At 65.4% G+C, this 26530-nt stretch carries 25 protein-coding genes and 1 riboswitch; of the genes, 9 read left to right on the top strand and 16 right to left on the bottom strand.

Annotated features, from left to right (window positions below; genetic code table 11):
* Window position 1: 1 nt before the first annotated feature.
* The 8 genes from madL to mdcA form a co-directional block, all read right to left on the bottom strand.
* Window positions 2–424 (bottom strand): malonate transporter subunit MadL, encoded by a 423-nt coding sequence (madL, locus tag AACG97_RS12775; RefSeq protein WP_009686721.1) that lies wholly within the window; start codon window positions 422–424, stop codon window positions 2–4.
* A gap of 123 nt (window positions 425–547) precedes the next feature.
* Window positions 548–1468 carry a malonate decarboxylase subunit epsilon gene (mdcH, locus tag AACG97_RS12770; RefSeq protein ID WP_115294034.1) on the bottom strand — a complete coding sequence of 307 codons (921 nt, stop codon included), beginning with the start codon at window positions 1466–1468 and terminating at the stop codon, window positions 548–550.
* A complete protein-coding gene (locus AACG97_RS12765) occupies window positions 1465–2079 on the bottom strand; it encodes a malonate decarboxylase holo-ACP synthase (RefSeq protein WP_125854804.1) in 615 nt (204 codons plus the stop codon). The genes mdcH and AACG97_RS12765 overlap by 4 nt, the downstream gene beginning before the upstream one ends.
* Window position 2080: 1 nt before the next feature.
* On the bottom strand, window positions 2081–2872 hold the full coding sequence (gene mdcE / locus AACG97_RS12760) for a biotin-independent malonate decarboxylase subunit gamma (protein WP_125854803.1): 792 nt from the start codon (window positions 2870–2872) through the stop codon (window positions 2081–2083).
* Window positions 2869–3717, bottom strand: coding sequence for a biotin-independent malonate decarboxylase subunit beta (locus AACG97_RS12755; RefSeq protein WP_064314480.1), 849 nt, complete (start codon window positions 3715–3717; stop codon window positions 2869–2871). The genes mdcE and AACG97_RS12755 overlap by 4 nt, the downstream gene beginning before the upstream one ends.
* On the bottom strand, window positions 3710–4009 hold the full coding sequence (locus AACG97_RS12750) for a malonate decarboxylase subunit delta (RefSeq protein ID WP_009686716.1): 300 nt from the start codon (window positions 4007–4009) through the stop codon (window positions 3710–3712). The genes AACG97_RS12755 and AACG97_RS12750 overlap by 8 nt, the downstream gene beginning before the upstream one ends.
* A 1-nt stretch (window position 4010) precedes the next feature.
* Window positions 4011–4916: a triphosphoribosyl-dephospho-CoA synthase gene (locus AACG97_RS12745; protein WP_144188142.1), complete on the bottom strand. Its 906-nt coding sequence runs from the start codon at window positions 4914–4916 to the stop codon at window positions 4011–4013.
* Entirely contained in the window at window positions 4916–6577 is a 1662-nt protein-coding gene (gene mdcA / locus AACG97_RS12740) for a malonate decarboxylase subunit alpha (RefSeq protein ID WP_182368123.1), read from the bottom strand. Before mdcA ends, AACG97_RS12745 begins: the two co-directional genes overlap by 1 nt.
* A gap of 329 nt (window positions 6578–6906) precedes the next feature.
* On the opposite strand from mdcA, the gene AACG97_RS12735 reads away from it, so the two are divergent.
* Both AACG97_RS12735 and AACG97_RS12730 read left to right on the top strand, forming a co-directional pair.
* Window positions 6907–7977: an enoyl-CoA hydratase/isomerase family protein gene (locus tag AACG97_RS12735; RefSeq protein WP_125854800.1), complete on the top strand. Its 1071-nt coding sequence runs from the start codon at window positions 6907–6909 to the stop codon at window positions 7975–7977.
* 16 nt (window positions 7978–7993) lie between these two features.
* Window positions 7994–9145 (top strand): acyl-CoA dehydrogenase family protein, encoded by a 1152-nt coding sequence (locus AACG97_RS12730; protein ID WP_029887231.1) that lies wholly within the window; start codon window positions 7994–7996, stop codon window positions 9143–9145.
* A gap of 39 nt (window positions 9146–9184) precedes the next feature.
* Here AACG97_RS12730 and AACG97_RS12725 read toward each other — a convergent pair whose 3' ends face one another.
* The gene (locus AACG97_RS12725; RefSeq protein WP_009686710.1) at window positions 9185–10117 is read right to left on the bottom strand and encodes a LysR family transcriptional regulator; all 933 of its coding nucleotides are present in this window, start codon (window positions 10115–10117) and stop codon (window positions 9185–9187) included.
* Between the two features lie 124 nt (window positions 10118–10241).
* Between AACG97_RS12725 and AACG97_RS12720 the strand changes: the two genes are divergently transcribed.
* Window positions 10242–10502, top strand: coding sequence for a DUF2790 domain-containing protein (locus AACG97_RS12720; RefSeq protein WP_197885161.1), 261 nt, complete (start codon window positions 10242–10244; stop codon window positions 10500–10502).
* Window position 10503: 1 nt separating this feature from the next.
* Here AACG97_RS12720 and AACG97_RS12715 read toward each other — a convergent pair whose 3' ends face one another.
* Window positions 10504–11196: a tRNA (adenine(22)-N(1))-methyltransferase gene (locus AACG97_RS12715; protein WP_054904768.1), complete on the bottom strand. Its 693-nt coding sequence runs from the start codon at window positions 11194–11196 to the stop codon at window positions 10504–10506.
* 136 nt (window positions 11197–11332) lie between these two features.
* On the opposite strand from AACG97_RS12715, the gene AACG97_RS12710 reads away from it, so the two are divergent.
* Both AACG97_RS12710 and AACG97_RS12705 read left to right on the top strand, forming a co-directional pair.
* A complete protein-coding gene (locus AACG97_RS12710; protein ID WP_115294026.1) occupies window positions 11333–11713 on the top strand; it encodes a RidA family protein in 381 nt (126 codons plus the stop codon).
* 123 nt (window positions 11714–11836) lie between these two features.
* Window positions 11837–13837 (top strand): peptidase U32 family protein, encoded by a 2001-nt coding sequence (locus AACG97_RS12705; protein WP_029887226.1) that lies wholly within the window; start codon window positions 11837–11839, stop codon window positions 13835–13837.
* A 47-nt stretch (window positions 13838–13884) separates the two neighbouring features.
* Here AACG97_RS12705 and AACG97_RS12700 read toward each other — a convergent pair whose 3' ends face one another.
* On the bottom strand, window positions 13885–15210 hold the full coding sequence (locus AACG97_RS12700) for a sigma-54 dependent transcriptional regulator (RefSeq protein ID WP_009686704.1): 1326 nt from the start codon (window positions 15208–15210) through the stop codon (window positions 13885–13887).
* A 340-nt stretch (window positions 15211–15550) separates the two neighbouring features.
* On the opposite strand from AACG97_RS12700, the gene AACG97_RS12695 reads away from it, so the two are divergent.
* Window positions 15551–15817, top strand: a complete 267-nt coding sequence (locus tag AACG97_RS12695) for a hypothetical protein (protein ID WP_009686703.1) — start codon at window positions 15551–15553, stop codon at window positions 15815–15817.
* Window positions 15818–15923: 106 nt separating this feature from the next.
* On the opposite strand, the gene AACG97_RS12690 is transcribed toward AACG97_RS12695, so the two are convergent.
* The 4 genes from AACG97_RS12690 to cobW all read right to left on the bottom strand — a co-directional run bounded on the left by AACG97_RS12690 (window position 15924) and on the right by cobW (window position 22436).
* The gene (locus AACG97_RS12690; RefSeq protein WP_054913473.1) at window positions 15924–16502 is read right to left on the bottom strand and encodes a vWA domain-containing protein; all 579 of its coding nucleotides are present in this window, start codon (window positions 16500–16502) and stop codon (window positions 15924–15926) included.
* Window positions 16503–16591: 89 nt separating this feature from the next.
* The gene (locus AACG97_RS12685) at window positions 16592–17602 is read right to left on the bottom strand and encodes an ATP-binding protein (RefSeq protein WP_009686701.1); all 1011 of its coding nucleotides are present in this window, start codon (window positions 17600–17602) and stop codon (window positions 16592–16594) included.
* A 1-nt stretch (window position 17603) separates the two neighbouring features.
* Window positions 17604–21365, bottom strand: a complete 3762-nt coding sequence (cobN, locus tag AACG97_RS12680) for a cobaltochelatase subunit CobN (RefSeq protein WP_182368129.1) — start codon at window positions 21363–21365, stop codon at window positions 17604–17606.
* A 3-nt stretch (window positions 21366–21368) separates the two neighbouring features.
* Window positions 21369–22436: a cobalamin biosynthesis protein CobW gene (cobW, locus tag AACG97_RS12675; RefSeq protein WP_009686698.1), complete on the bottom strand. Its 1068-nt coding sequence runs from the start codon at window positions 22434–22436 to the stop codon at window positions 21369–21371.
* 100 nt (window positions 22437–22536) lie between these two features.
* Window positions 22537–22749, bottom strand: a riboswitch (cobalamin riboswitch).
* 480 nt (window positions 22750–23229) lie between these two features.
* On the opposite strand from cobW, the gene AACG97_RS12670 reads away from it, so the two are divergent.
* The 3 genes from AACG97_RS12670 (at window position 23230) to AACG97_RS12660 (ending at window position 25530) form a co-directional block, all read left to right on the top strand.
* Window positions 23230–24249 carry a branched-chain amino acid aminotransferase gene (locus AACG97_RS12670; RefSeq protein ID WP_009686697.1) on the top strand — a complete coding sequence of 340 codons (1020 nt, stop codon included), beginning with the start codon at window positions 23230–23232 and terminating at the stop codon, window positions 24247–24249.
* 229 nt (window positions 24250–24478) lie between these two features.
* Window positions 24479–24730, top strand: a complete 252-nt coding sequence (locus AACG97_RS12665; RefSeq protein ID WP_009686696.1) for a hypothetical protein — start codon at window positions 24479–24481, stop codon at window positions 24728–24730.
* 80 nt (window positions 24731–24810) lie between these two features.
* Window positions 24811–25530 (top strand): TorF family putative porin, encoded by a 720-nt coding sequence (locus tag AACG97_RS12660; RefSeq protein WP_009686695.1) that lies wholly within the window; start codon window positions 24811–24813, stop codon window positions 25528–25530.
* On the opposite strand, the gene AACG97_RS12655 is transcribed toward AACG97_RS12660, so the two are convergent.
* A complete protein-coding gene (locus tag AACG97_RS12655; RefSeq protein WP_225785569.1) occupies window positions 25505–26419 on the bottom strand; it encodes a DMT family transporter in 915 nt (304 codons plus the stop codon). The two genes, AACG97_RS12660 and AACG97_RS12655, sit on opposite strands and share 26 nt — an antisense overlap.
* Window positions 26420–26530: the final 111 nt, after the last annotated feature.

Here is a 26530-nt window from a genome sequence, read left to right as displayed (position 1 = left end):
TTCAGCGCCCCCCTGCAGGGGCAGCATGCCCATTGGCCTGGGGTGGCGCCTCGACCGCGGGTAGCGGTTCGCCGCGGTGGCTGCGGCTGATCAGTGCAATGGTCGCACCGCACACCAGCACCGCACCTATCGCAGCCAGCAGCGCCACCGGCCCGCCGTGCAGGGCAGTGACCACGTTCTGTTGCGCCGCCATGGCCACCACGACCGGAATGTACATGGCCCCCCAGAAGCCCACACCGAACTCGCACTCCTTGCTCATGCCACCGTGACGGTGCATGTAAAGGCGTGCGCAGATCAGCAGGATCATGGCGATGCCGACCCCGCCTACATTGGATTTGACGCCCAGCAGTACGCCCAGGAAGTCGCCGACGATAACCCCAGCCAGCGTACAGACCGCCAGCAGTGCCACACCATAGATGATCATTGTTGTTGTCCTCAGGTAGTGTCGAAGTTGCTTGTTGTTGTTCTTCGCCATCGGTAAACCCGCAAGCGCCGCACCGGCTTCATTAACGGGCGTAGCCCGTGCCAGCCGGCGCGCTGCCCGCCGTCATCGCCGGTCCGCCACCTCCTGGCGCAGCAGCGCATCCAGGCTGTCCCATCGGGTGCCTTCCACCGCCAGCACCCTGCCCTGTTCGAACACCGGCCGGGCCAGGCCGCTGAGCGTGCTGCCAGGCGGCATTTCCAGGTGCAGGCGCACGCCGCGTTCATAGGCATTGCGCAACGCTGCCCGCCAGTCCACCCGGCGCGCCATGTTGCCGGCCAGATCGTCGCGCAGGCGCTGCGGGTCGACTATCACCCGTGCGCTGCTGCCACTGAGGTAAGTGATACGTGGCCGCTGCAGTTCGACCGCAGCGAAGGCCGCAGCCAGCTCTGCTGCCGGGCCAGCCAGCAACGGGCAATGCGATGGCACGCTGACTGCCAGCCGGCGCGCGATGCCCCTGCCCAGGCTGCGCGCGCGGGCCGCCACCGCCGCCATCGCCGTTTCGCTGCCGGCAATAACGATCTGTTGCTCGCTGTTGAGGTTGGCGACATACACCTCGCCGCCCACCTCTCCCAGCAAGCGCTCGACACTGGCCAGCTCCAGGCCACTGAGCGCAGTCATGCCATAGCCGCGCGGATAGGCCCGTTGCATCAGTTCGCCGCGCAGGGCAACCAGGCGCACAGCGTCGGCAAAGCCCAAAGCACCGGCCACCACTGCCGCCGGATAGGCGCCGACCGACAAGCCCGCCACGCAATCCGGCCCTGGGCTGCGCTGCATCAACCAGCGCGCCCAGGCCACGCCACTGAGCAGCAGGCACAGCTGCACGGCGCGGGTCGACTGCAGGGCGTGCTCGCTGTCCAACGCCAGTGCGTTCTGGCCAAGGGCATCGCTGGCCTCTTCCAGCACCGGCCCGCTGCCTTCGGGCAGGCGCTGCAACATGCCGACCTGCTGGGCACCCTGGCCCGGGAACGCGAACAGAGTGCTCATGCGGCACGCTCCCGTACAGCCCACGGGTCTTCGCACAGGCATGGCCCCACGGGCGACTTGAGCAACACGCGCTGGGCGAAACCGGCCCACTCGCGCAACGCCACAGCCCCGCCCGGGGTTTCCAACTGCGCATCGATACGGCATGGCGCGGCGGCCAGCATCGCCAACAGCGTGCGGGCCTGTATACGCGCCAGCGGTTGCGGCGTGCGTACCAGTAGGTCCAGGTCGCTGTCGGCGTGCAGCACGTCGATACCCGTTGCAATCTGGTAACCCACGCCACCTGTCGGCCCCCAGGCCAGGCCGCAGGCATCGAGCATTGGCGCTACCCAGGCCAGGGCCTGCAATGCTGGCCAGGCGCGCTGTGTTGGCCGCTGCAAGGCTTCGGGGGCCTGCTGGCGTTGAATGTCGCCAACCCGCATCAACGCTGCCAGGCGCTGCGCCCGCCCTTGGCCACGCACGCCCACGGCGACCCAGCCGGCGTCACACACCGCGCGGCGCACGACCACCGGCTGGCCGCCGGCCAACACTTCCCGTGCCCACAGCGGCGCGTCGGCCGGCAGGGCCGAAGTGGGCATGCCCCACAGCAGGTCATGGGGGCGTGGCGCGTTCACCTCAGGCACCCTGCCATTGGCGGCGCAGTTGCTCACGCACTTGCCGCGAGGCACTGCGGTGTTCGCCCGCCAGCCGCGACGACAGGTCGGTCGAGCTGCCAATATCCCGGACCGCGTCGGCAAGGCAGGCACGCACCCGGGCAATGTCGGCGCTGCCAGGCGCTTGGGCGTTGGCCACCGTCAACCGACGCCACAGCAGGCCCAGTGACGCATAGCTGGCCAGGTCATAGGCCATGGGCGGCACCTCGGCGGCCAACGCTTCCAGTTGCTCGACACTGCGCAGGGTAATCCGCGCGGCTGCCGCCTTGCCCATGGCATGCACCATTACCCCGGCATCGTCCAGGGCGATCAGGCGCTGGGCCTGGTAGCCGTGGGCAAGAAAAGCGCCAGACATGGCCTTGCCGACCAGCAGCCCGATTACCGGGTGACCGGCCAGCCGGGCCTGGGCGTAAGCCTGCACCGCGCCAGCCAAGGCCTGATGGATACCCAAGGCCTCCTCACGGCGACCGTAGGCCTGGCTGGGCACATCGATTACCGCGACAATTGCGCGCTTGTGCCCCTGGCTGTCAGCGTCGACCGCGTCGCTCACGGCCTTGGCCAGGCCCCAACCCTCCAGCAGGCCGACTTCGCCCCCGCGGGCGCGGGGGAACGGATTGGCGGGGTCGGGGACCACGGCGATAAAGCGCGCCAGGCGGTTGTCCAGTTCGCCATCGATAACCTGCAACGACGCCGGGTAGCCCGGCAAGGGTTGGCCGCCCGCCAGGCCCGGCAACCAGTTCATGGCACGGTTCATTGGGCTTCTCCTTGGTAAAGGGCACGCACAGCGGCAGCGTCCAGTTGCGGGCACTCGGCGCCCAGCCGGGCCAGGCGCTCGAGGTACCAGGCGTGTTGCCGGGCGCGGTCAGCGCCAGGCGAGTCGAGCAGTTGCAGCAGGCAGTCGCGCAGCGCCTGGATGTCATCGGCCACATAGCCATCGACCAGCCCGCTGGCATGGCGCTGTTCGCCGCCGCTCAGGCTCCAGATGAACGGCCGGTCCTTGGCGTCATACTCGGCAATGCCGGCTTCCTGTTCGATGACCTGAGGCCCGTTGAGGCCCAGGCGGGCCTCGCGGGTGACCAGTAAATGGCTGCACAAGCCAGCGGCGATTGACATGCCGCCGAAGCACCCGACGGAACCTGCAATCAGCCCGATTACCGGCTGCCAGGCCCGCAGTTCGACAATCGCCGCCTGGATTTCGGCAATCGCTGCCAGGCCAAGGTTGGCTTCCTGCAACCGCACACCGCCGGTTTCCAGCAGCAGCACTGCACACGTGGGGATGCCATTGCGGTTGTCTTCGATGGCCAGCTCCAACGCCCCGGCAATCTTGGCGCCGCCCACCTCGCCCATGCTGCCGCCCTGGAAGCCGCCCTCGATAGCGGCGACCACCGCATTGCGCCCGTTCAGCGTGCCTTTGGCGATGACCACGCCGTCGTCAGCCTGCGGCACGATGCCCTGCAAGGGCAGCCAAGGCGACATCAGCCGGTCGAAGGGGCCGAGCAGCTCGCGGAAACTGCCCGGGTCGAGCACGGCGCGGGCGCGCTGCCGGGCACCCAGTTCTACGAAGCTGCGGCTGCGCAGCAAGCGTGCGGTGTCAGTCATGGGCGATCTCCTCGAAGCCTTGTTCCAGGCGCAGGCGGACCACCCCCGGGGTGGCGCCGAAGTCATGAATGTCGATGTTCACGGCCGGCCAGGCGCGGCCCTCGAACAGGCGCTGGAACAGTTGCGCCCAGCGCGCGGCGCTGCCATCGACCGAAGTCACCACCTGGATCTGCAGGTGGCCGGCGGTGCCGGGTTCGATCAGTACTTCAAGGTCGCCGGAGCTGACACAGCCCACCAGCGTGCGGCCACGCCCCGGTTCGGCGGCGGGGAAATCGAAGGTCAGGGTTTCCATGTCACAGGCTCCCGGCTTTGTCGAGGAACAGGCAGGCGGCCAGTAGATCGGCGGCGCCGCCCGGTGAGGCGTTCAGTTGCAGCAGTTGCTGGTCCAGCGCACGCAGGTGGCGGCGCCCGGCCAGGGTGGCACTGCCCCCGGCATCCAGTACCGCGCGGGCGCCCTGCTGCACGGCGGCCAGCCCGGCAGGGCCGCTGCGCCATAGCACACAGGTATCGCTGAGCACGGCCATGATGGCGAGCAAGGCATCGAGCCGGGCGTTGGCCTCACTGGCACCGCTGGCACGGCTGCGTTGCAGGTGTGGCAAGCCGTGGCCGATAACCGCAGGGAAGCCTTGTTGCGCCTGTTCGCGGGCACCGCTGCGGCCATAGCGCTGGCGCACCTGCAGGCCGTGGCTGTGCTGCTGCGGCATGGCCGGGTCGTCGAACAGGGCGATGCGCCCGGCCCGCGCGGCCACCGTGCTGGCGCTGGCATCGGGGTCGAGGGCCTTGGCGGCGACCAGCAGGCCCAGGGCCCAGATAGCGCCGCGGTGGGTGTTGACCCCATGGGTCGCGGCCAGCATCGCGGCTTCGCCTTCACGGCCGAGCTGGCCCAAGCTGGCGCGCAGGGGTTGGCCGATGGTGCCAATGGTTTGCGCGGCTGCGGCCATGTTGCGCAGGCAGGGCCACAGGGCCAGGGCCGAGGCGTGCATCAGGGCCAGGGTCATGTCGGTGTGAGCGCCGTTGCTGCGGCGGTCGACCAGGCCGGGTTTGGGGGACAGCTCGGCTTCGTCGATCAGGGCTTCCACGGCCAGGTCGGCCAAGTGGTCTGGCAGTTGAATCCGGGTTGTGTGGGCTGGCCTGTTCGCGGGTAAACCCGCGCCCACAGGGACCGTAACAGGTTCAAGGCGCAAGTCGCGTGCTTTCATCACCAGCTCCTGAACCGTGCCGGCGGGTTGTACAGGCCGCCGGACCATTCAACCAGGTCGGCAACGCTGCGCGCTGCCAGCAGCTCGCGGCTGGCGTCGGTGCGGCGGATGCCCAGGTCTTCGGGCAATGCGACCAGGCCTTGCTGGCGCAGGCGCGCAGTGTCTTTCGGGTCATGCCGCAGGCCGATGGCGGTAACCCCGGCCACAGCGGCAATCATCTGCTGGCGCTCTTCCAGGCTGCGGGCCTTGTACAGGTAGGCAATGCCCTCTTCGGTCAACAGGTGGGTAACGTCGTCACCGTAGATCATCACCGGGGCCAGCGGCATGCCGGCCTTTTTCGCCACGGCCACCGCATCCAGGGTTTCCACGAAGGTCGGTTTGCCGCCTTCCTGGTAGGTTTCGACCATCTGCACCACCAGCTTGCGGCCGCGCTCCAGCAGGGTTTGCGGCACGGTCATGTCGAGCCAGGCCGGCGTTGCATGGCGCCGGCCCCGGGGGTCGTGGCCCATGTTCGGCGCCCCGCCAAAGCCGGCCAGGCGGCCGCGGGTGACTGTCGACGAATGGCCATCGCCGTCTACCTGCAGGGTCGCGCCAATGAACAGGTCCACGGCGTACTGCCCGGCCAGCTGGCACATCATGCGGTTGGAGCGCAGTGAACCGTCACGGCCGGTGAAGAACACATCGGGCCGCTGGGCGATGTAGTCCTCCATGCCCAGCTCGGTGCCAAAGCAATGCACGCTTTGCACCCAGCCGCTTTCGATAGCCGGGATCAGCGTAGGGTGCGGGTTGAGGGTCCAGTTGCGGCAGATCTTGCCCTTGAGCCCCAGCGACTCGCCGTAGGTGGGCAGGATCAGCTCGATGGCAGCGGTATTGAAGCCGATGCCATGGTTCAACGACTGCACCTGGTGTTTTTCGTAGATGCCGCGAATGGCCATCATCGCCATCAGCACATGCACCGGCTTGATATGACGTGGGTCGCGGGTGAACAGTGGTTCGATGTAGAAAGGCTGGTCGGCAACCACCACGAAATCGACCCATGACGCCGGGATATCGACCCGCGGCAGGTCATCCACACGGTCGACCAGCTGGTTGACCTGGGCGATGACGATACCGTCGCTGAACGCGGCCGGCTCCACCAGCGCCGGGGTGTCTTCGGTGCTGGGCCCGGTGTACAGGTTGCCCTCACGGTCGGCCATGAAGCCTGCCACCAAGGTCACGTTGGGGATCAGATCGACCAGCAGCCGCGAGTACAACTCGATATAAGTGTGGATCGCGCCGACTTCGAGCAAGCCGTCTTCAAGCAACTGGCCAATGCGCAGGCTTTGTGGCCCCGCGAAGGAAAAATCCAGCTTGCTGGCGATGCCGCGCTCGAACAAGTCCAGGTGCTCTGCACGGCTGACGCTGGGCATGATCATGTGCAGGTCGTGCAGGCGCCCAGGGTCGACCTTGGCCAGCGAACGCGAGAGGAAGTCGGCCTGCTTCTGGTTGTTGCCTTCCAGCACCACCCGGTCGCCGGGGGCCAGCAACAGCTCCAGTGCTTCGACGATACGCTCGCTGGGCAGCACCGCACCGTCGGCAAGGTGGCGGACCTGATCGAGGCGGCGTTGCTTTTCGGCACGCCGTCGCGACCATTGCGGCGGTGGATTCTGTGTTGTTGTCATGGTGACTCCACGGGTTCGCTGTCGTGGGGTCACCTTAGGGCGGGGGCCAGCCGGGCATCAATCAAGCTCGGCGCTGGATCGTTACGCTAAGGTTAATGATCGTGATTCTGGTGGACCAAAACACCAAGAACATCGGCGCCCATCCACCAAGGCAATCCGGTAAACCTCAAACCTTGCTAGAGTGGCAACACTGCCAGGCACGCAAAAATGCAGATTCCCCCTGCAGATTTGTCGATTGTACAAGGCAAATTCGCATGCAAGGATCGCCAGATCCTCCAGCGAAATCCAGACTTCACTTGGAAAATCAATAACAAAGCAGGGAGAAGGCAATGACTGCGCACGCTTACACCTCGGCCACCGACCATGTACTGGCCGAGGTCCGCAACCAGGTCGGCCACCTGACACTGAACCGCCCCGCCGGCCTCAATGCCCTTACCCTGGACATGGTCCGTAGCCTGCGCCACCACCTGGAACAGTGGGCCCGGGACCCGCACGTACGGGCTGTGGTGCTGCGCGGTGCAGGCCCCAAGGGTTTTTGCGCCGGTGGCGATATCCGTTCGCTGCACGACAGCTTCAAGGCCGGCGATACGCTGCATGAGACCTTTTTCGTCGAGGAGTATGCCCTCGACCTGGCCATCCACCGTTACCGCAAACCGGTGCTGGTGCTGATGGACGGCTTCACCCTCGGCGGTGGCATGGGCCTGGCTCAGGGCTGTGACCTGCGTGTGGTGACCGAGCGCAGCCGCCTGGGTATGCCCGAGGTCGGCATTGGCTATTTCCCCGACGTGGGCGGCAGTTATTTTCTGTCGCGCCTCCCTGGCGAGCTGGGCATCTACCTGGGTGTGAGCGGCGCACAGGTGCAGGCCGCCGATGCGCTGTATTGCGGCCTGGCCGACTGGTACCTGGCCAGCGACCAGCTCGCCGCCCTGGATCAGGGCCTGGACCAGCTGAGTTTCGGCGACCACCCGCTCAAGGACCTGCAGGGCCTGCTGGCCAGGCTCGGTAGCCAGGTGCTGGAGGATGCCCCGCTGGAAAAACTGCGCCCGGTCATCGACCACTTCTTCGCCCTGCCCGACCTGCCGGCCATCGTCGAGCAATTGCGCACAGTCAGCATTGGCGACAGCCACGCCTGGGCGACGGCCACCGCCGATCAGCTGGAAAGCCGCTCACCGCTGGCCATGGCCGTTACGCTGGAGATGCTGCGCCGGGGCCGCCAACGGGACCTGGAGGCGTGCTTTGCCATGGAGCTGCACCTGGACCGCCAGTGGTTCCAGCATGGCGATATCATCGAAGGCGTACGCGCCCTGATCATCGACAAGGACAAGCAACCGCGCTGGAACCCAGCCACCCTGGCTGCACTGCAACGCCAGCGGGTCGACCAATTCTTCGAAGGCCTGTGAGCCCGGGAGTACACCGATGCAAGACCTGGAACTGAGCGAAGAACAGATCATGATCCGCGACATGGCGCGCGATTTTGCCCGTGGCGAAATCGCCCCGCACGCCCAGGCCTGGGAAAAGGCCGGCTGGATCGACGACGACGTGGTACGCAAGATGGGCGAACTGGGCCTGCTGGGCATGGTCGTGCCCGAAGATTTTGGCGGCAGCTACACCGACTACGTTGCCTATGCCCTGGCGGTTGAGGAAATTTCCGCCGGTTGTGGCGCCACCGGGGCGATGATGAGCATTCACAACTCCGTGGGTTGCGGCCCGCTGCTGGCCTATGGCACGGCCGACCAACAGCAGCAATGGCTGCCGCGCCTGGCCACGGGTGAAGTGATCGGCTGCTTCTGCCTGACCGAGCCGCAAGCCGGCTCCGAGGCGCATAACCTGCGGACCCGCGCAGAGTTGGTAGACGGCCAATGGGTAATCAATGGCGCCAAGCAGTTCGTCAGCAATGCCCGGCGTGCCGGCCTGGCGATCGTGTTTGCGGTAACCGACCCGGACCTGGGCAAGAAGGGCCTGTCGGCCTTTCTGGTGCCTACCGACAACCCGGGCTTCAAAGTCGACCGCAGCGAACACAAGATGGGCATCCGCGCCTCTGATACCTGCGCGGTCACGTTCGACAACTGCCGTGTACCGGCCGCCAACCTGCTGGGTGAGCGCGGCAAGGGCCTGGCCATCGCCTTGTCCAACCTTGAAGGGGGCCGGATCGGTATCGCCGCGCAAGCGCTGGGCATCGCCCGTGCGGCGTTCGAAGCAGCGCTGGGTTATTCACGGGACCGTGTGCAATTCGGCAAGCCGATCAACGAGCACCAGAGCATCGCCAACCTGTTGGCCGACATGCAGGTGCAGGTCAACGCTGCGCGGCTGCTGATTTTGCATGCTGCGCGCCTGCGCAGCGCCGGCAGGCCGTGCCTGTCAGAGGCATCCCAGGCCAAGCTGTTCGCCTCGGAAATGGCCGAACGGGTGTGCTCGATGGCGATCCAGGTACATGGCGGCTACGGCTACCTGGAAGACTACCCGGTAGAGCGTTACTACCGCGATGCGCGGATCACCCAGATCTACGAAGGCTCGAGCGAAATCCAGCGCATGCTGATTGCGCGGGAGCTGAAGCACTACACGCTTTAGTAGGTCGACGACCGAGCCCTGGCGCCAGGCTCTGCCCACCTAGCGCCAGTAGCGGGCGTCGTCCACCAGCTCGGCGTGCCTTTCGAACAGCGCTGGCAACTGCTCCTTGAGGTAGTCGATCCAGGTACGCACCTTGGCATCCAGGTAGTGCCGTGACGGGTAAATTGCATACAGCGCACTCTCGCGCAGCCGATACGGCGCCAACAGGCGGCACAGCCGCCCCTGCCCGATCGCCTGGCTGGCGGTGTAGAACGGCAACAGGCCTATGCCCATGCCCAACTCGCTGGCCACCAGCATGGCATCGGCAACATTGGTGGAGAAACCGTCCTTCGGTACGATCACACACTGGTCGACCCCCTGCGGGAACACCCAGTCACCTTCGTACATGGGATACGACATGCGCAGGCAACGATGGCCGTGCAAGTCTTCGGGGCTTTCCGGTACGCCATTGGCTTCCAGGTAGGCCGGGGCCGCGCAGGGGATACTGAAGATATTGCCCAGCGGCACGGCGATCAGCTGCGAATCGGGCAACGCGCCGTCCACGGTAATCACCACATCATGCCCTTCGGCCAGCGGGTCGGGGTTGCGCTGTGACAGGGTCAGCTCGATCACCACCTCCGGGCACAACGCGTTGTAGCCGGCCACCAGCGGCATCAGCAACAGCCCCAGGCCATGGGGACAGTGCAGGCGTAACCGCCCACGCGGGGTCAGGTGCGCACCACGGGCCTCGCCCACCGCTTCTTCGGTCAGCAGCATGATCTGCCGCGCCCGCTCGAGAAACCGCTCGCCGGCCTCGCTCATGCGCAAGCGCCGGGTGGTGCGGTGCAACAGGCGGGTCTGCAACTGGTTTTCCAGCTCCGCCACGATGCGCGAAACCTGTGCCGCAGAGATGTCCAGGGCGTTGGCGGCCGCCGCGAAGCTGCCGCATTCCACCACACGGGCGAAGGTACGCATGGCATGGAGCATGTCCATGAAAGTGAGCTCCTTACTGGGTGTTATTGTTACGTTAAAGGCAGGAATCTATCACGACTTAGCCCATTTATTGTGTAAGGCCTTTGAATACATCATTAGTCATACATTGTAAAAGGAGCCAGCCATGAAACCCTCCCTCGCTATAATCGCCATTTCCGCTGCCTTGGCTTCGTGCGCAGCCCTCGCCGCCACGGGCAACGATCAGCCAGCCAGTAGCAACTATGCATACGGTATGCACCTGGATGTGGCCAAAGTGATTTCCATCACCCCGCCCAGCAACGTCGGCGACTGCCAGATCGGCACCGCTCACATGGTGTACCTCGACCACCATGACCAGAGGCACGAAATCAGTTACCGCGAGATGAGCAACTGCCCGCAACAGTGACTCAGGCCAGCAGCTGCGTTATCCAGCCTACCTGCTGGTTGAAGTCGTCTATCTTCGCCTGCGGCACTGCGCCCCGGGCCCGCTGGAAATTGGCCAGGGTGTGCTGCTTCTGGCGCAGCATGCGCTGCCATTTACCCAGGAACGCCGCGCTTTTTTCCTGCATCAGCAACGGCCCGAAGTACAGCTGTTGAGCGGTGTACACCGCCCTGCCCGGCTCGGCGACGATGATCTCGTAGTCGAAGCGGTTTTCCCGCAGCAGTTCCTCGTGGACGATCCGGTAGCCATTGCCGGCCAGCCACTGGCGTAGTTCGCGCTCACCGCCGTTGGGCTGCAGTACCAGGCGGGTGACGCCGGCCAGGCGCTGCGGGCCTGCCTGCAGGATGGCGCACATGGTGTCGCCGCCCATGCCGCACAGGCTGACCACCGTGATACGGTCCTGTGGCTCGATGGCTGCCAAGCCATCGGCCAGGCGCACGGCCACAGAGGCCTCCAGGCCGTTGCGGCTCACCGTGCGTTGGGCCGAGGCGAACGGCACCTGCGCCACCTCACCGGCCACCCCGGCCTCGATCACCCCGCGCAGCATCAACGCCACCGGCAGGAAGCCGTGGTCCGAGCCAATGTCGGCCAGGCGCGCGCCCTGCGGCACATAGGCAGCCACGCGCTCCAGGCGCCGGGACAAAGTCTGTTCGTTCAACGTAAACCTCTGGTCTGGCAATCGGCCGCGATTCTGCCGGTGAACGCCGCGCTTTACAAACGCCGGGGTGCGCTCGACCGGTGCGTTGCGCTCGCGTAGGCTTGCCGTTTCCTTCCGTTGCAAGGCAAACCACACCATGGCTCAAGCAGACATCATCTATACCCCCGACCCGGACGCCGACTCGATTTCTTCCGACGTCGCCGAGTACAACGGCGTGCTGGTCACCACCCAGATCCCGACCCGTGCCGACGGCAGCCTGGAGCTGGGTGACATCGTCGCGCAAAGCGAGTGCACCCTGCAGGCCTTGAAAGTGGCGCTGGAAAAAGCCGGCAGCGGCATGGACCGCGTGCTGCACCTGACCATCTACCTGACCGACATGGCCGACCGCGCGGCATTCAACGAAGTGTACCAGCGCTTCTTCAGCAAACCCTGGCCGGTACGTGCCGCCGTTGGGGTGGCCGCCCTGGCTTTCGACGGGATGCGCGTCGAAGTGACGGCGATGGCCGCCAAGCGCTGACCGACCGTCGTTGCCGCCCCCTCGCACCCTGGCTGCACACCTTCGGGCAGCCCAAGGGTGCCGCCAGCCCGTTTCGCCGCTACAATGCGCGCCTAACCCGTGACAGCCCGAAAATACAACGACATGTCCCTTCCAAAGAACCAGCTGGAACTGCTCAGCCCTGCGCGTGACGTGGCCATCGCCCGTGAGGCGATCCTGCACGGCGCTGATGCCATCTACATCGGCGGCCCAAGCTTCGGCGCGCGCCACAATGCCTGCAACGAAGTCAGCGACATTGCCGAACTGGTCGAGTTCGCCCATCGGTACCATGCGCGCGTGTTCACCACCATCAACACCATCCTCCACGACAACGAGCTGGAGCCGGCGCGCAAGCTGATCCACCAGTTGCATGACGCCGGTGTCGATGCACTGATCGTGCAGGACCTGGGGGTGATGGAGCTGGACATCCCGCCAATCGAGCTGCACGCCAGCACCCAGACCGACATTCGCACCCTGGAGCGGGCGAAATTCCTCGACCAGGCCGGTTTCTCGCAACTGGTGCTGGCCCGCGAGCTGAATTTGCAGCAAATCCGCAGCATCGCCGCCGAAACCGACGCGGCCATCGAGTTCTTCATCCATGGTGCACTGTGCGTGGCATTTTCCGGCCAGTGCAACATCTCCCACGCGCAAACCGGGCGCAGCGCCAACCGTGGCGACTGCTCGCAGGCCTGCCGCCTGCCCTATACCCTCAAGGACGACCAGGGCCGCGTGGTCGCGTTCGAGAAACACCTGCTGTCGATGAAAGACAACAACCAGACCGCCAACCTGGCCGACCTGGTCGATGCCGGCGTGCGCTCGTTCAAGATCGAAGGGCGTTACAAGGACATGGGCTATGTGAAGAACATCACGGCCCACTACCGCAAGGAACTGGACGCCATCCTGGAAGGCCGCCCGCACTATGCCCGCGCTTCCAGCGGGCGCACCGAGCACTTCTTCCTGCCCGACCCGGACAAGACCTTCCACCGCGGCAGCACCGACTACTTCGTCACCGACCGCAAGGTCGATATCGGCGCGTTCGACTCGCCAACCTTCACCGGCCTGCCGGTGGGCGTGGTGGAAAAGGTCGGCAAGCGCGACCTGCACGTGGTGACCGACGTGCCGTTGACCAACGGCGACGGCCTGAATGTGCTGGTCAAACGCGAAGTGCTGGGTTTTCGCGCCAACATCGCCGAGCCCCGCGGCGAGTTTGAAGAAGACGGCCAAACACGCTACCGCTACCGCGTCGAGCCCAATGAAATGCCCGAAGGGCTGCACAAGCTGCGCCCCAACCACCCGTTGTCGCGCAACCTGGACCACAACTGGCAACAGGCCCTGCAGCGCACGTCCTCCGAACGCCGGGTGGGCGTGGAGTGGCACGCGGTGCTGCGCGAGCAACGCCTGCTGCTGACCCTGAGCAGCGAGGAAGGGGTCAGTGTGCAGGTAGCCCTGGAGGGCCCGTTCGGCGTCGCCAACAAGCCCCAGCAGGCACTGGAGCAACTGCACGACCTGCTCGGCCAGCTGGGTACCACTATGTACCACGCCGACCGTATCGAGCTGGACGCCCCGCAGGCGTACTTCATCCCCAACTCGCAGCTCAAGGCCCTGCGCCGCGAGGCCATCGAGGCACTGACCGCCGCGCGGGTACAGGCCCACCCACGCGGCGCGCGCAAGGCCGAGACCACGCCGCCGCCGGTGTACCCCGAGTCGCACCTGTCGTTCCTGGCCAACGTGTACAACCAGAAGGCTCGCGACTTCTACCACCGCCATGGCGTGCAACTGATCGACGCCGCCTACGAGGCCCATGAAGAGCACGGCGAGGTGCCGGTGATGATCACCAAGCACTGCCTGCGTTTCAGCTTCAACCTGTGCCCCAAGCAGGCCAAGGGTGTCACCGGCGTACGCACCAAGGTCGCGCCCATGCAGCTGATTCAGGGCGACGAGGTACTGACGCTGAAATTCGACTGCAAGCCGTGCGAGATGCATGTGATCGGCAAGATGAAGAGCCATATCATCGACCTGCCGACACCGGGCAGCGCGGTCGCACAAGTGGTTGGGCACATCAGCCCCGAAGACCTGCTCAAGACCATCCCGCGCGGGCCGCATTGAGGGGTTCGGCCCTGGGTGATGTTCGCCCAGGTGCCGTGGTGTAACGCTCAGCGTATCTGGTGCTTGTGCAACAAGCGGTAGAACGTCGGCCGCGAAACACCCAGCACCTTGGCAGCCATGCTCAGGTTGTCACTGTGCCGGTTGAGCACATCGCACAAGGCCTGGCGCTCGGCGCGGTGCTTGTATTCTTCCAGGGTGCCTAACGGCTGCTGCTCCTGGTCGTGCAACTGCAAGCCCAGGTCCTGCGCCTCGATCTGCCGCCCTTCGGCCAGCACCAGCCCGCGGCGTACGCGGTTGGCCAGCTCGCGAACGTTCCCCGGCCAGTCATGGTGGCCCATGGCTGCCAAGGCGTGTTCACTGAAGGAGCGCGGCCGGCGCCCGGTTTCCAGGCTGTAGAAATGGGCAAAATGGTTGGCCAGCATGGACAAGTCGCCGTGCCGGTCGCGCAGCGGTGCTGTCACCACCTGCAATACGTTCAGGCGGTAATACAGGTCTTCGCGAAAACGCCCCTGCTCAATGGCCCGTTCCAGGTCCACGTGGGTCGCCGCCAGCACCCGCACATCCACAGGTATTGGCTGGCTGCCGCCTACGCGCTCGATGTGCTTTTCCTGCAAAAAGCGCAGCAGGTTGGCCTGCAGTTCCAGCGGCAAGTCGCCAATTTCGTCCAGGAACAAGGTGCCGCCGTGGGCCGCTTCGATACGCCCGACCTTGCGCTGGTGCGCCCCGGTAAAAGCGCCTTTCTCGTGGCCGAACAATTCGGACTGGATCAAATGCTCAGGGATGGCGCCACAGTTGATGGCGATGAACGGCTGATCACTGCGCTGCGACTGGCGGTGCAGCGTGCGCGCCACCAGCTCCTTGCCAGTGCCGCTTTCACCGCGGATGAGCACAGGTGATTCGGTAGGCGCCAGTTTGCCCAGCAGCTTGCGCAGTTCGCGAATCGGCCGGCTGTCACCGAGCAATTCGTCGTTCGCGTCATCGACCTTGACCGCACCCTTGCCGCGCAGGCGCGCCATGCCGAACGCCCGGCCCAGGGTAACCTGCACCCGCGAGACGTCGAACGGCAAGGTGTGGAAGTCGAAAAACCACTCACAGACAAAGTCACCGAAGGCTGGCATGCGCAGTTGGTCGGCGCTCAGCACGGCGATCCACTCGGTGTTGCTGCGCTTGATCATGTCCTTGACCGCGTCCGGGTGCCGCAGGTGCGCGGCCTGCAAGCGCAGCAGGCCCACATCGCAGGGGTGGTCCAGTGCGGCGGCGAGCATGCAGCTGTCGACATCCCAGCCGGCGTTGCGCAGGCCCGGCAATAGGCGGTGGCAATCGTCGCAGGGGTCGACGATCAGCAAACGGCGTTGCGCGGCAGGCTGTTGCATGACCGATCCTTGGCGCCATTGTTTGATTTTTTTAAAGTAAAACAGCAAGTTGTGGCGCCCGTTTAACAGTAGCAACGAAGTTGACACTGCCCAGTACCGTCCGTCTGCCGACGCATTTTTTTACAAACGCCCACGGGAATTTTCGCACTTTAACGACATCACATGGCGGCGCAGGGAATAACGAAGATTGCCCTGGCAAAAAATTTATTCGCAATGTGTGACTTGCTACCGCACAGCGAGCATCAGTACACATAACCCCGCGCTGCACTTCGCGCACCTGAGGCGACTTTTAAGCAACGCGGACTTACTTCGCTGTTTGGGACCATAGAGAGACCGAACCATGAATGCCCCGCTCCGTGTCAACGAAGCACTGCTGATTGCCGACCACGCCTTCGAACCCTTCCAGTGCGTAGCCTGGGATGCCCCCAATGGCACTGGTGAACTCAGCCTGGCAGTGATCGACCGGACCAACACCCGCATTGGCGCCAAGCAGGTGTCTTCGCGCATCTACTCCGACCCCGCGCAGTGGGCCAGCCTGATCGAGGAAGTGCGCGCCGAATTGTGCGAAAAAGGTTACGACCTGCAACCGTGGTCGATGCCTAAATAATACCGGCGCCTATAACAAGTGCGTGCAGCGCCACGCACTTGTGCAACTTTCATCGTGCAGGCCTGACAACTTTGTCACTTGCGACATTGTGCCGCAGTGCTCCTGTTCAATACGCGAGCTTGAAGTGGTGCAAGTGCTGATAATCCGCCTGCAATTGCTCGGCCAGGCGCTGGGCACGCCCTAGCCGTACCGGCGCCAGTTCCATGTCGACCAACAGCGTGGCACAAGGCATGGGTTGGACCGTGTTGCTGTGCTGCACGCGCCCATCGGTAAACACCAGGCAGCGCAGCACTTCTTGCGGGTGTGCCCGCTGGCGTGCCTGCAGCCAATGCCGGGCCTGCTCCAGGGCTGCGAACAGTGGCGTGCCCCCGCCAGCCCCCAACGCCTGTAGCCATGGCTGCAAGGCCGCCGACGCCTTGAGGCCATGGCGCTGCCACTGCGGCATGCGCCCGCTGGCCGTGAGCAGCGCCAGGCGAGCACGCTGGCGATAAGCCTGATCGAACAGTGCTGCCAACACCCCCTTGGTTTGCGCCAGGGCCTGGTGGCGGCGGGTTGAAGCCGACGCATCGACGATCACCAGCCACAGTTCGGCAGGCCTGGCCCGGCGTTGCTGCCAGCACAGGTCCTGGCGCTGGCGTGGGCGCCCCTTGAGCAAGGTCGGCAGCCAGGCGACCCTACCTGCCACCGCGTCGCGTGCGCGCCCCCGGCTGGCACCGTGCTGCTTGCCTGCACCCGCCTTGGCATCCCCCCCTATGGCGTGTGGCTGGGGGGGGCTCAGGGCTTTTTTGCCCAGTTTGGCACCTCGCGACGGGCGCCACTGGCCACCGGCTGCGCGGGCAATGCACCCCAATCACCCTGCCCGCCTTGTTCACCAGGGTTGCTGCCGGCCGGCTGTTCCGCCTGTTGCGGGGGGGCTGGCGGATTGGCCTGTGGCGCCACCCGGCGGCGATGGCGCAAGGCGAATTCGGCTACGGCCTCCACGTCGGTTTCTTCAATGGCTGCACCACCGCGCCAGGCACAGTGGGCGCGCGCCGCGCGCAGCCAGACCAGGTCGGCGCGCAAGCCATCCACGCCAGCAGCAAAACAGCGCTCGGTGATCCAGGCCAGTGCCTGGTCGTCCAGCGCAATGCCCGCCAGCACATGGCGCGCCGCCTGGCAGCGCTCGCGCAACTGCGCCTGCGCCTGCGCCCATTGCGCGCAAAAAGCCTGCGGGTCATGGTCGAAGGCCAGGCGCCGACGGATGATCTGCTGCCGGGCCGCAGGTTCGGGCAAACCTTCCAGGGCCACATTAAGGCCGAACCGGTCGAGCAACTGCGGGCGCAGTTCGCCTTCTTCCGGGTTCATGGTGCCGATCAGCACGAAGCGGGCGCTGTGGCGGTGCGAGATGCCGTCGCGCTCGACGCGGTTGGTACCGCTGGCGGCCACGTCAAGCAACAGGTCGACCAGGGTATCTGGCAGCAGGTTGACTTCATCCACATACAGCACGCCGCCATCGGCCTGGGCCAGCACCCCTGGGGAGAACTGAGCCTTGCCCTGGCCAAGCGCGGCGTCGAGGTCCAGGGTACCGACCAACCGTTCCTCACTGGCACCCAGCGGCAGGGTCACGAACGGGCCCTCACCCAGCAGGTCGGCCAGGCCACGGGCCAAGGTGCTCTTGGCCATGCCGCGCGGGCCTTCGATCAGCACGCCGCCGATTTTCGGGTCGATGGCCGTCAGGCACAGGGCCAGCTTCAGGTCCTCGGCACCCACCACGGCCACCAGCGGAAATTGTACGGGTTCACTCATGTCAAGCCTGTTCCTCGCCGTCGAGCAGTTGCTCCTCAAGCGCTTCGCGGTAGTCACCAGGCGCTTGCCACAGGCCACGTTGCTGGGCCTCAAGCAGTCGCTCGGTAAGGTCACGCAAGGCCTCGGGGTTGTGCTCGCGCATGAAGTCGCGGGTGGCCGGGTCGAGCACATAGGCGTCGGCCAGCCCCTGGTAATGATGGTCGTCGATCAGGTGCGTGGTGGCGTCGAAGGCGAACAGGTTGTCCACCGTCGCCGCCATCTCGAAGGCGCCTTTGTAGCCATGTCGCTTGACCCCATCGATCCACTTGGGGTTCAGCGCACGGGCGCGGATCACCCGGTTCAGCTCTTCTTTCAAGGTGCGGATGCGCGGCCGGTCCACCTGGCTGTGGTCACCGTGGTAACTGGCCACGCCGGCCCCGCCCAGGGTTTCTGAAGCAGCCAGCATGCCACCCTGGAACTGGTAGTAGTCGTTGGAATCGAGCAGGTCGTGCTCGTGGTTGTCCTGGTTTTGCAACACCGCCTGGACCTTGGCCAGGCGCTGGGCGAACTGGGCGCGGGCCGGGGTGCCGTCATCGCTGCCGCCGTAGGCATAGCCGCCATGGTTGAGGTAGACCTCGGCCAGGTCTTCGCGGCTGTGCCACAGGCGGCCGTCGATGGCATTCTGCACCCCGGCACCGTAGGCGCCGGGTTTGGCCCCGAACACCCGCCAGCCAGCCTGCCGAGCGGCCTGTTCGGCGCTTGCACCCTGGGCCTGCAGCGCAGCGCGCTCGGAGCGTACACGGGCAGCCAAGGGGTTGAGGTCGTCGGGCTCGTCCAGCGCCGCCACCGCCTGCACCGCGGCATCGAACAGGCGGATCAGGTTGCCGAAGGCATCGCGGAAGAACCCGGAAACGCGCAAGGTCACGTCCACCCGAGGGCGGTCGAGCAAGCTCAGCGGCAAGATCTCGAAGTCATCGACCCGTTGGCTACCGCTGGCCCACACCGGCCGCACGCCCATCAGCGCCATGGCCTGGGCGATGTCGTCGCCGCCGGTACGCATGGTAGCGGTACCCCACACTGAAAGGCCCAACTGGCGCAGGTGGTCGCCATGGTCCTGCAGGTGGCGTTCAAGAATCAGGTTGGCCGAGGCGAAGCCCAGGCGCCAGGCCGTGGTGGTAGGCAGGTTGCGCACGTCCACGGTATAGAAGTTACGGCCGGTGGGCAGCACATCGAGGCGGCCACGGCTGGGCGCACCACTGGGCCCTGCCGGCACGAAGCGCCCGGCCAGCGCCGCCAGCAAGCCCTGCATTTCTGCGCTGCCGCAGGCATCCAGGCCCGGCGCCACGTCCATGCACAGGGCTTGCAGCACCGCATGCACGGGGTGCCATGCGGCGCTGTCAGGTAGCTGTGCAGTGCCGGCCAGCGCCTGCTCGATCAGGTGTAGCGCCAACAGCTCCAGGCGCTCCCGTGTATCGCCACAGGTGCGCCATGCCTCGCTGGTTACCGCTTGCAACGGCTCGGGGCGGGCGCCCTGCCACGGCTGGCCGAGTTCGCAATCCAGCGGGTCGAAGCCGGGCACCAGCGCCTTGGCCAAGGTGCGTAGCAAGCTGGCATTGCCGCCTCGGCCGTCGCCACGCTCGACCCTGAGCAACGCCAGCAGCGTATCCAGCCGCAGGCGCCCGGCAGGCGATTGGCCAAACACATGCAGGCCGTCGCGGATCTGCGACTCCTTGAGGTCGCACAGGTAAGTGTCCAGGCGCGGCAGCCATACGGCAGCATCGTCCAACTGCCCCTCCAGCTGCAGCTCGCGGTCGATATGGTTGGCCTTGACCAGTTCGAGGATGTCGCGCTGCAACTCGCGCGCCCGCCGAGGGTCGAGCAGTTGCGCTTCATAGAACTCGTCGGCCAGTTGCTCCAGGTGGCGCAACGGCCCGTAAGTCTCGGCACGGGTCAGCGGTGGCATGAGGTGGTCGATGATCACCGCCTGGGTACGGCGCTTGGCCTGGGCGCCCTCACCGGGGTCGTTGACGATGAACGGGTAGATGTTCGGCAGCGGGCCGAGCAAGGCGTCCGGCCAGCACTGCGCCGACAGCCCTACGCCCTTGCCTGGTAGCCATTCGAGGTTGCCGTGCTTGCCAACGTGTATCACCGCGTCGGCAGCGAAGGCATGGCGCAGCCAGAAGTGAAACGCCAGGTAACCATGTGGCGGCACCAGGTCGGGGTCGTGGTAGACCGCGCTGGGGTCCACCTGGTAGCCACGTGCCGGCTGGATGCCGACAAAGGTCAGGCCAAACCGCAGGCCGGCGACCATCAGCCGGCCACTGCGGAACATCGGGTCCTGCTGGGGTGGCCCCCACCGTTCCAGCACCGCCTGGCGGTTGGCTTCGGGCAGGCGCGCGAACGCAGCCTGGTAGTCGGCCAGGCTCAAGCTCTGGGCGCAAGGGCGCTGGTCGAGGTGGTCGAGGTCGTTGGTCACGCCACCGAGCAACTGCTGGATCAGCTGCGTGCCACTGCCCGGCAGGTCGGCCACCGGGTAGCCTTCGGCCTGCAAGGCCTTGAGGATGTTCAGGGCCGCAGCGGGCGTATCCAGGCCAACGCCGTTGCCAATACGGCCATCCCGGGTCGGGTAGTTGGCCAGCACCAGGGCCACGCGCTTCTGCCCATTGGGCAGGCGCGCCAGCTCGACCCAACGGCGCGCCAGCTCGGCGACGAAGTCCATGCGTTCGGGGTGGGCGCGGTAGCACACCACGTCCGACTGGCTGCGCTCGCTGCGCCAGGCCATGTCCTTGAAACTGACCGGCCGGGTGATGATGCGCCCGTCCAGTTCGGGCAAGGCAATGTGCATGGCCAGGTCGCGCGCACCCAGGCCTTGCTCGCTGGCTTCCCAGCCGGGCTGGTTGTCCTGCGCGCAAATGGCCTGCAACACCGGGATATCACGGCGGAACGGGCGCAGGTTGGGGCGTTCGGGGCTGGACAGGGCAAAACCGGTGGTGTTGACCAGCACCTCGGCGCCGACCTCGTCCAGCCAGGCTTCGACCTGCTCCAGGCAGGCGCTTTCCTTCAGGCTGGCCACGGCGATCGGCAATGGATTCAGACCGGCCGCCTGCAGGCGCTGGCAGAACACGTCGATGAACGCGGTGTTGGCGGCTTGCAGGTGCGAGCGGTAGAACAGCAGCGGCGCTACCGGGTGTTCGGGGTGCCACTGCGGGTACCAGTCCTCCAGCGCCGCGCTGCCCTTTTGTGGGTGGTACACCGCCGTGCGCGGCAACGGCTGCGGCTCGTCCCAGGCATAGTCGCGGCCCAGCCACTGGCTGGCCAGGCAGTTGAACAGGTTGATGGCGTTGGCCTTGCCGCCTTGGCGCAGGTAGTGCCACAGGCGTTCGGCCTGCGCGCCGGTGACGTTGCCCAGGCTGGTCAGTTCCGGGTCCGGGCGGTCGTCGCCCGGCACCAGGATCAGCTGCACGCCACGGGCCGCCAGTTCGACCAGTTGTTCTACGCCATAGCGCCAATAACCGACGCCACCGTGCAGCGACACCAGAATGACCTTGGCATGGCGCAGCACCTGGTCAACGTACAGGTCGACCGAGGCGTGGTTCTGCACCTGCATCGGGTTGGCCAGGCGCAGGCTGGGGAAGCCTGCGGGCAATTGCTCGGCCGTGTCGGCCAGCAATGCCAGGTGAGAATCGCCGCTGCAGAGTATCACCAGTTCGGCGGGTGTCTGGCCAAGGTCGGCGATGCTGTCATCCGGCACAAAGCCGCCGGGCTGGGTCCGCAGCAGGTGCATGGGTCAGGCGCCCAAGGCCTGGCGCAGGCGCGCTTCCAGCTGGGCCGCATCAAGGTCCTGGCCGATCAGCACCAGGCGGGTGATGCGCGGCTCGTCGGCACGCCAGGCACGATCGAAGTGCTTGTCGAAACGGGTACCCACGCCTTGCACCAGCAGGCGCATCGGCTTGCCCGGGATGGCAGCGAAGCCTTTGGCACGCAGGATGCCGAACTCCACCACCAGCTGGCTCAGGGCATCGAGCAGCAGGCTTTCGTCGGCTTCCGGCAGGTCGATGGAGATGGAGTCGAAGGCGTCGTGGTCATGATCGTCATGGTCGTCGCCGTCGTGGTGCGAGTCGTGGTGGGTACGGCGGCCATCGATGTGCGCCTCGGACTCGGCGCCCACGCCCAGCAGCACTTCCAGTGGCAGCTTGCCGCTGCTGGCTTCGACCACTTTCACCGCCGGCGGCAGTTCTTCGGCGACTTCGGCACGCACCTTGGCCAGGCCTTCGGCGTCGATCAAGTCAGCCTTGTTCAATACCACCAGGTCAGCGCTGGCGAGCTGGTCGGCGAACAGCTCGTGCAGGGGCGACTCGTGGTCCAGGTTGGGGTCCAGCTTGCGCTGCGCATCGACCTGGTCCGGGTAGGCGGCAAAGGTGCCGGCAGCCACCGCCGGGCTGTCGACCACGGTGATCACGGCGTCGACGGTGCAGGCGTTGCGGATCTCCGGCCACTGGAAGGCCTGCACCAACGGTTTGGGCAGGGCCAGGCCGCTGGTCTCGATCAAGATGTGGTCCAAGTCGCCACGGCGTGCCACCAGCTCGCGCATCACCGGGAAGAATTCTTCCTGCACGGTGCAGCACAAGCAGCCGTTGGCCAGCTCGTAAACACGGCCGGTGGCCTCTTCTTCAGTACAACCGATGCTGCATTGCTTGAGGATTTCGCCATCGATGCCCAGTTCGCCGAACTCGTTGACGATGACCGCGATGCGGCGGCCCTGGGCGTTGTCGAGCATGTGGCGCAGCAACGTGGTCTTGCCCGAGCCGAGAAAGCCGGTAACGATGGTAACGGGGAGCTTGGCCAGTGTTTTCATGTCGCAGTGCCCTTGGCAGTATGGCGCGGGCATGCAGGACGACAGCCACCGGCCAGGCCGGCCGGGCTTGTTCGCCACCGGATCACCCCGCCCGGTTGAAAGTCGAAAACGTGACGAGGCAGGTCTCCTGGCTTGCACCGTTCCAGTTGCCTGCCGTGGCAGCAGTCTGGCGGGATGACGCCTTCCCGCGCGTTGGCGCAGTGGCTGTGTCGATCCGTTGTCGGTGCTTACAGTTGCGGGGGCAGCCGCGGCTTGTACCGCGTTCCCGTCTTAGCTTCGGCCTGGCCGAAGAACCTCGAAGTGGCAAGGCTACGCAGTGGTTGGCGGGTGGTCAACCGTTGGCTCGCCTCGATTCTTTTAGCGCCTGTGAGATCGAGCGCCGCCCGCGCGGCGCATCGCGAGCTGCGCTCGCTCCTACGTTTGTTTCGGGCCAGTGAGGCCTGTGAGAGGCGCGCGCGACCGCCTGGTTCATACGACGCGATATTGAGGCATGCGCCAAAGGGTTCGCGCGCAAATCCCCCAGGCATAATTGGCCCGAAACGAACGTAGGAGCGAGCGCAGCTCGCGATGCGCCGCGCGGGCGGCGCTCGATCTCACAGGCGCTGACAATATTGTGACAATCACCTTGCAGCCTCGATGCCGTCCCTGCGCCTGCAGCACCCGCAAATAATGCATCGCAGCCTGTCAATTCTTGACCGGCCGTTCCCGATCCGCCACGGATGTATTAAGGTGGCATGGTGCGCATATAACAGCAGCCCGAGCGATCGGGCATTAGCAAGACAATGAGGGTGTCATGAGCAACGAAAGCATTAATTGGGACAAGCTGGGTTTCGACTACATCAAGACCGACAAACGCTACCTGTCCGTATGGCGCAATGGCGAGTGGGACAAGGGCACCCTGACCGAAGACAACGTGCTGCACATCAGTGAAGGCTCCACCGCGCTGCACTATGGCCAGCAATGTTTCGAGGGCCTGAAGGCCTACCGCTGCAAGGATGGCTCCATCAACCTGTTCCGCCCGGACCAGAATGCCGCCCGCATGCAGCGCAGCTGCGCCCGCCTGCTGATGCCGCAGGTGCCGACCGATGTGTTCATCGAGGCGTGCAAGCAAGTGGTCAAGGCCAACGAAAAGTTCGTGCCACCGCATGGTAAAGGCGCCCTGTACCTGCGCCCGTTCGTGATCGGCACCGGCGACAACATTGGCGTGCGCACCGCCCCCGAGTTCATCTTCTCGGTTTTCGCCATTCCGGTTGGCTCGTACTTCAAGGGCGGCATGAAGCCGCACAACTTCCAGATCTCCAGCTTCGACCGTGCAGCACCGCAGGGCACCGGTGCCGCCAAGGTCGGTGGCAACTACGCTGCCAGCCTGCAGCCAGGTGCCGAAGCGAAGAAAGCCAACTTCGCCGACGCCATCTACCTCGACCCGCTGACCCACACCAAGATTGAAGAAGTCGGCTCGGCCAACTTCTTCGGCATTACCGCCAACAATGAGTTCGTCACGCCTAAATCGGCCTCGGTGCTGCCAGGCATCACCCGCCTGTCGCTGATGGAGCTGGCACAATCGCGCCTGGGCCTGACCGTGGTCGAAGGTGACGTGGAAATCAGCAAGCTGGACCGCTTCGTCGAAGCCGGCGCCTGCGGTACTGCTGCGGTGATCACCCCGATTGGTGGCATCGAGTACAACGGCAAGCTGCACGTGTTCCACGACCTGGAGAAGGTCGGCCCGGTCACGCAGAAGCTCTACAACGAGCTGACCGGCATCCAGAGCGGTGATGTGGAAGCACCGGCTGGCTGGATCGTCAAAGTCGCCTGAAACGCTTTTGCGGTATAAAAACGGGGCATGCCATCGCTGGCATGCCCCGTTTTTCATGGATCGAGCCACCAGGCGGCAGCCTGCAAGGTTTGAGCTTCTGCGCGTCAATGGCCAGGGCGCCGTGCATCAATAGTCACTATCGAGAGGGGCAATTTCTACCGGGCGCGGCAACCACATAACCTAGCTCCATCGCCTCGCCACCTACACCATTGGCCCCTGGAGCTACCTGATGAACACCCTGGCCCGCTTGCTGACTGCCACGTTTGCCCTGCTTACCCTCGCCATCAGCAGCGGCTGTGCCAGCCACCCTGAACTGCGCCCGTACAGCGCCGACGAAACCCGCCAGTTACAGCTGGAGGCCTTGCAGCGCCGCGGTCTGTCGCTGGACGACTATGAGCAGCAACGCCGGGTGATCCAGCGTGCCGGCAACCTGCCGGTGGTGACCGAGGCAGCCGATGCCGACCGTTCGACCAAAGGCTGAACCCGCCGCTACATGGTTTTCAGCGGCCGCTCGGGCATGTATCCTGAACGCTCTACCGTAAGCCCTCCAGGACGGTGACCATGTTCAGGCCCCTGCTGTTGCTGAGCATTGCCCTGCTGTTCAGCCCCCCTCTGCTGGCCCAGCAGATGAAGCGCCAACTGGGCGATTTCGACTTTACACTCGGCACCACCCCTTCCCGCAGCATGGCCCAAGGGTTGATTTCACCCACGGCGGTCGGCGCGTTTCATGGCGGCATGGATTTCAGCCACCCCAGTGGGCTGTACGTCGGCCAATATGCCCCGAGCATGGGGGTGACGGCCAACTCGACCCTGCGCCTGGACAGCTACATGGGCTACAAGCACCACTTCGACAGCACCTTGGGCTATGAAGTGGGGTTGATCCACTACAGCCAGCCAAACATCGCCGGCGCCGAGAGCGTAGCCCTGTATGGGGGAGTTTCGGTACTTGGCAGCCGGTTCGGCGGCGCACTGCGCGACAACCCCGACAACCGCACCGGTACGCTGTTCGCCGATTTTGGCCAACTGCCCTTGTTCGATGTCGACCTCACCGTCAAACTCGCCCATCACCGCCTGGGCACACCCTTCACCATCGGCGATGGCAGCCAGGTGAATGCCTTTTCCGACTGGTCGCTGGAACTGTCGCGCCCTTGGCTAGGCATCGACCTGAACCTGATCTACAGCAACTCGAGCCTCAGTGGCACCAGCTGTGACGCCTACTCAGGCATGAACACCTATTGCGACAGCGTGGTCACCCTCAAGGCCCAGCGCAGCTTTTTCTAGGCTTTGCCTGCAGGGCCTGGCGGCGCGGCGCCAGCGCCAGCGCAATACCGCCCAGCACTACCACACTGGCGAGCAACAAACGCAGCGATAACGGCTCACCGATCAGCGCAACCCCGCCCAACCCCGCCAGCACCGGCACACTCAGCTGCAGGGTCGCCGCCTGTTGCGCACTGACCTGCCGCACCACGCCATACCACACGGCATAACCGGCTCCGGAAGCCAGCACACCGGAGCCCAGGGCGAACAGCAAGCCACCAGCGCTAAGGTGTGGCCCGGCCCCCAGCCACAGCAGCGGTGCCAGCACCACCAGCCAGGGCAGGCTGCGGGCAAAGTTGCCGGCCGTGTCGGCCAGCGACCTGGGCGACCCTCTGCCGAGCAAGGTGTACGCCCCCCAGGCGATGCCGGAAATAACCATCAGCAAGGCACTGCTGAACGGTGGCGCCGAAGCGCCTGGCAACAACAGCACCAGCAAGCCGGCGAAGGCGATCAGCATACCCAGCAGGCCCCGTGCGCTGATGCGTTCGCCTTTGCACCAGGCAAAGCCGAACATCGTGATCTGCACGGCACCGAAGAGCAGCAAGGCGCCCGCCCCGGCGCTCAGTTGCAGGTAGGCCGCTGAAAACAGGAAGGCATACAGGCACAAGGCCAGGCCTGCTCGCCAGGTGCCACCCATGCGCTGCGCCGGTCTGCGCAAGCGAATCAGCAACAACAGGAATACTGCACCGCTGGCCAGGCGCACCACGGTGAACGAGGCCGGGTCGATCGCCCCGTTCTTGAGGGCCAGGCGGCAGAACACCGAGTTGGCGGCAAATGCCACCAGGCTGAACAGCGCTGGCCAGAGCCAGGCACGAGCCTTATGCCCGGCAAGCGAGGTGGTGCCAGTGCTCATGGTGTGGGACTCGAGGTCAAGTAGGTCGTTTCCTACAAACAGATGAGATTGTTGAACACCTCGTTCGTTTTCACAACTTGCGCATGCCGGTAAGGTGCACGGCACGGCACG

Origin of the sequence: Pseudomonas sp. Nvir, from assembly GCF_963778085.1 — a bacterium.
Classification (GTDB): domain Bacteria; phylum Pseudomonadota; class Gammaproteobacteria; order Pseudomonadales; family Pseudomonadaceae; genus Aquipseudomonas; species Aquipseudomonas juntendi.
Note: the sequence above shows the minus strand (reverse complement) of the source record. Positions and strands in the feature narration are given on the sequence as shown.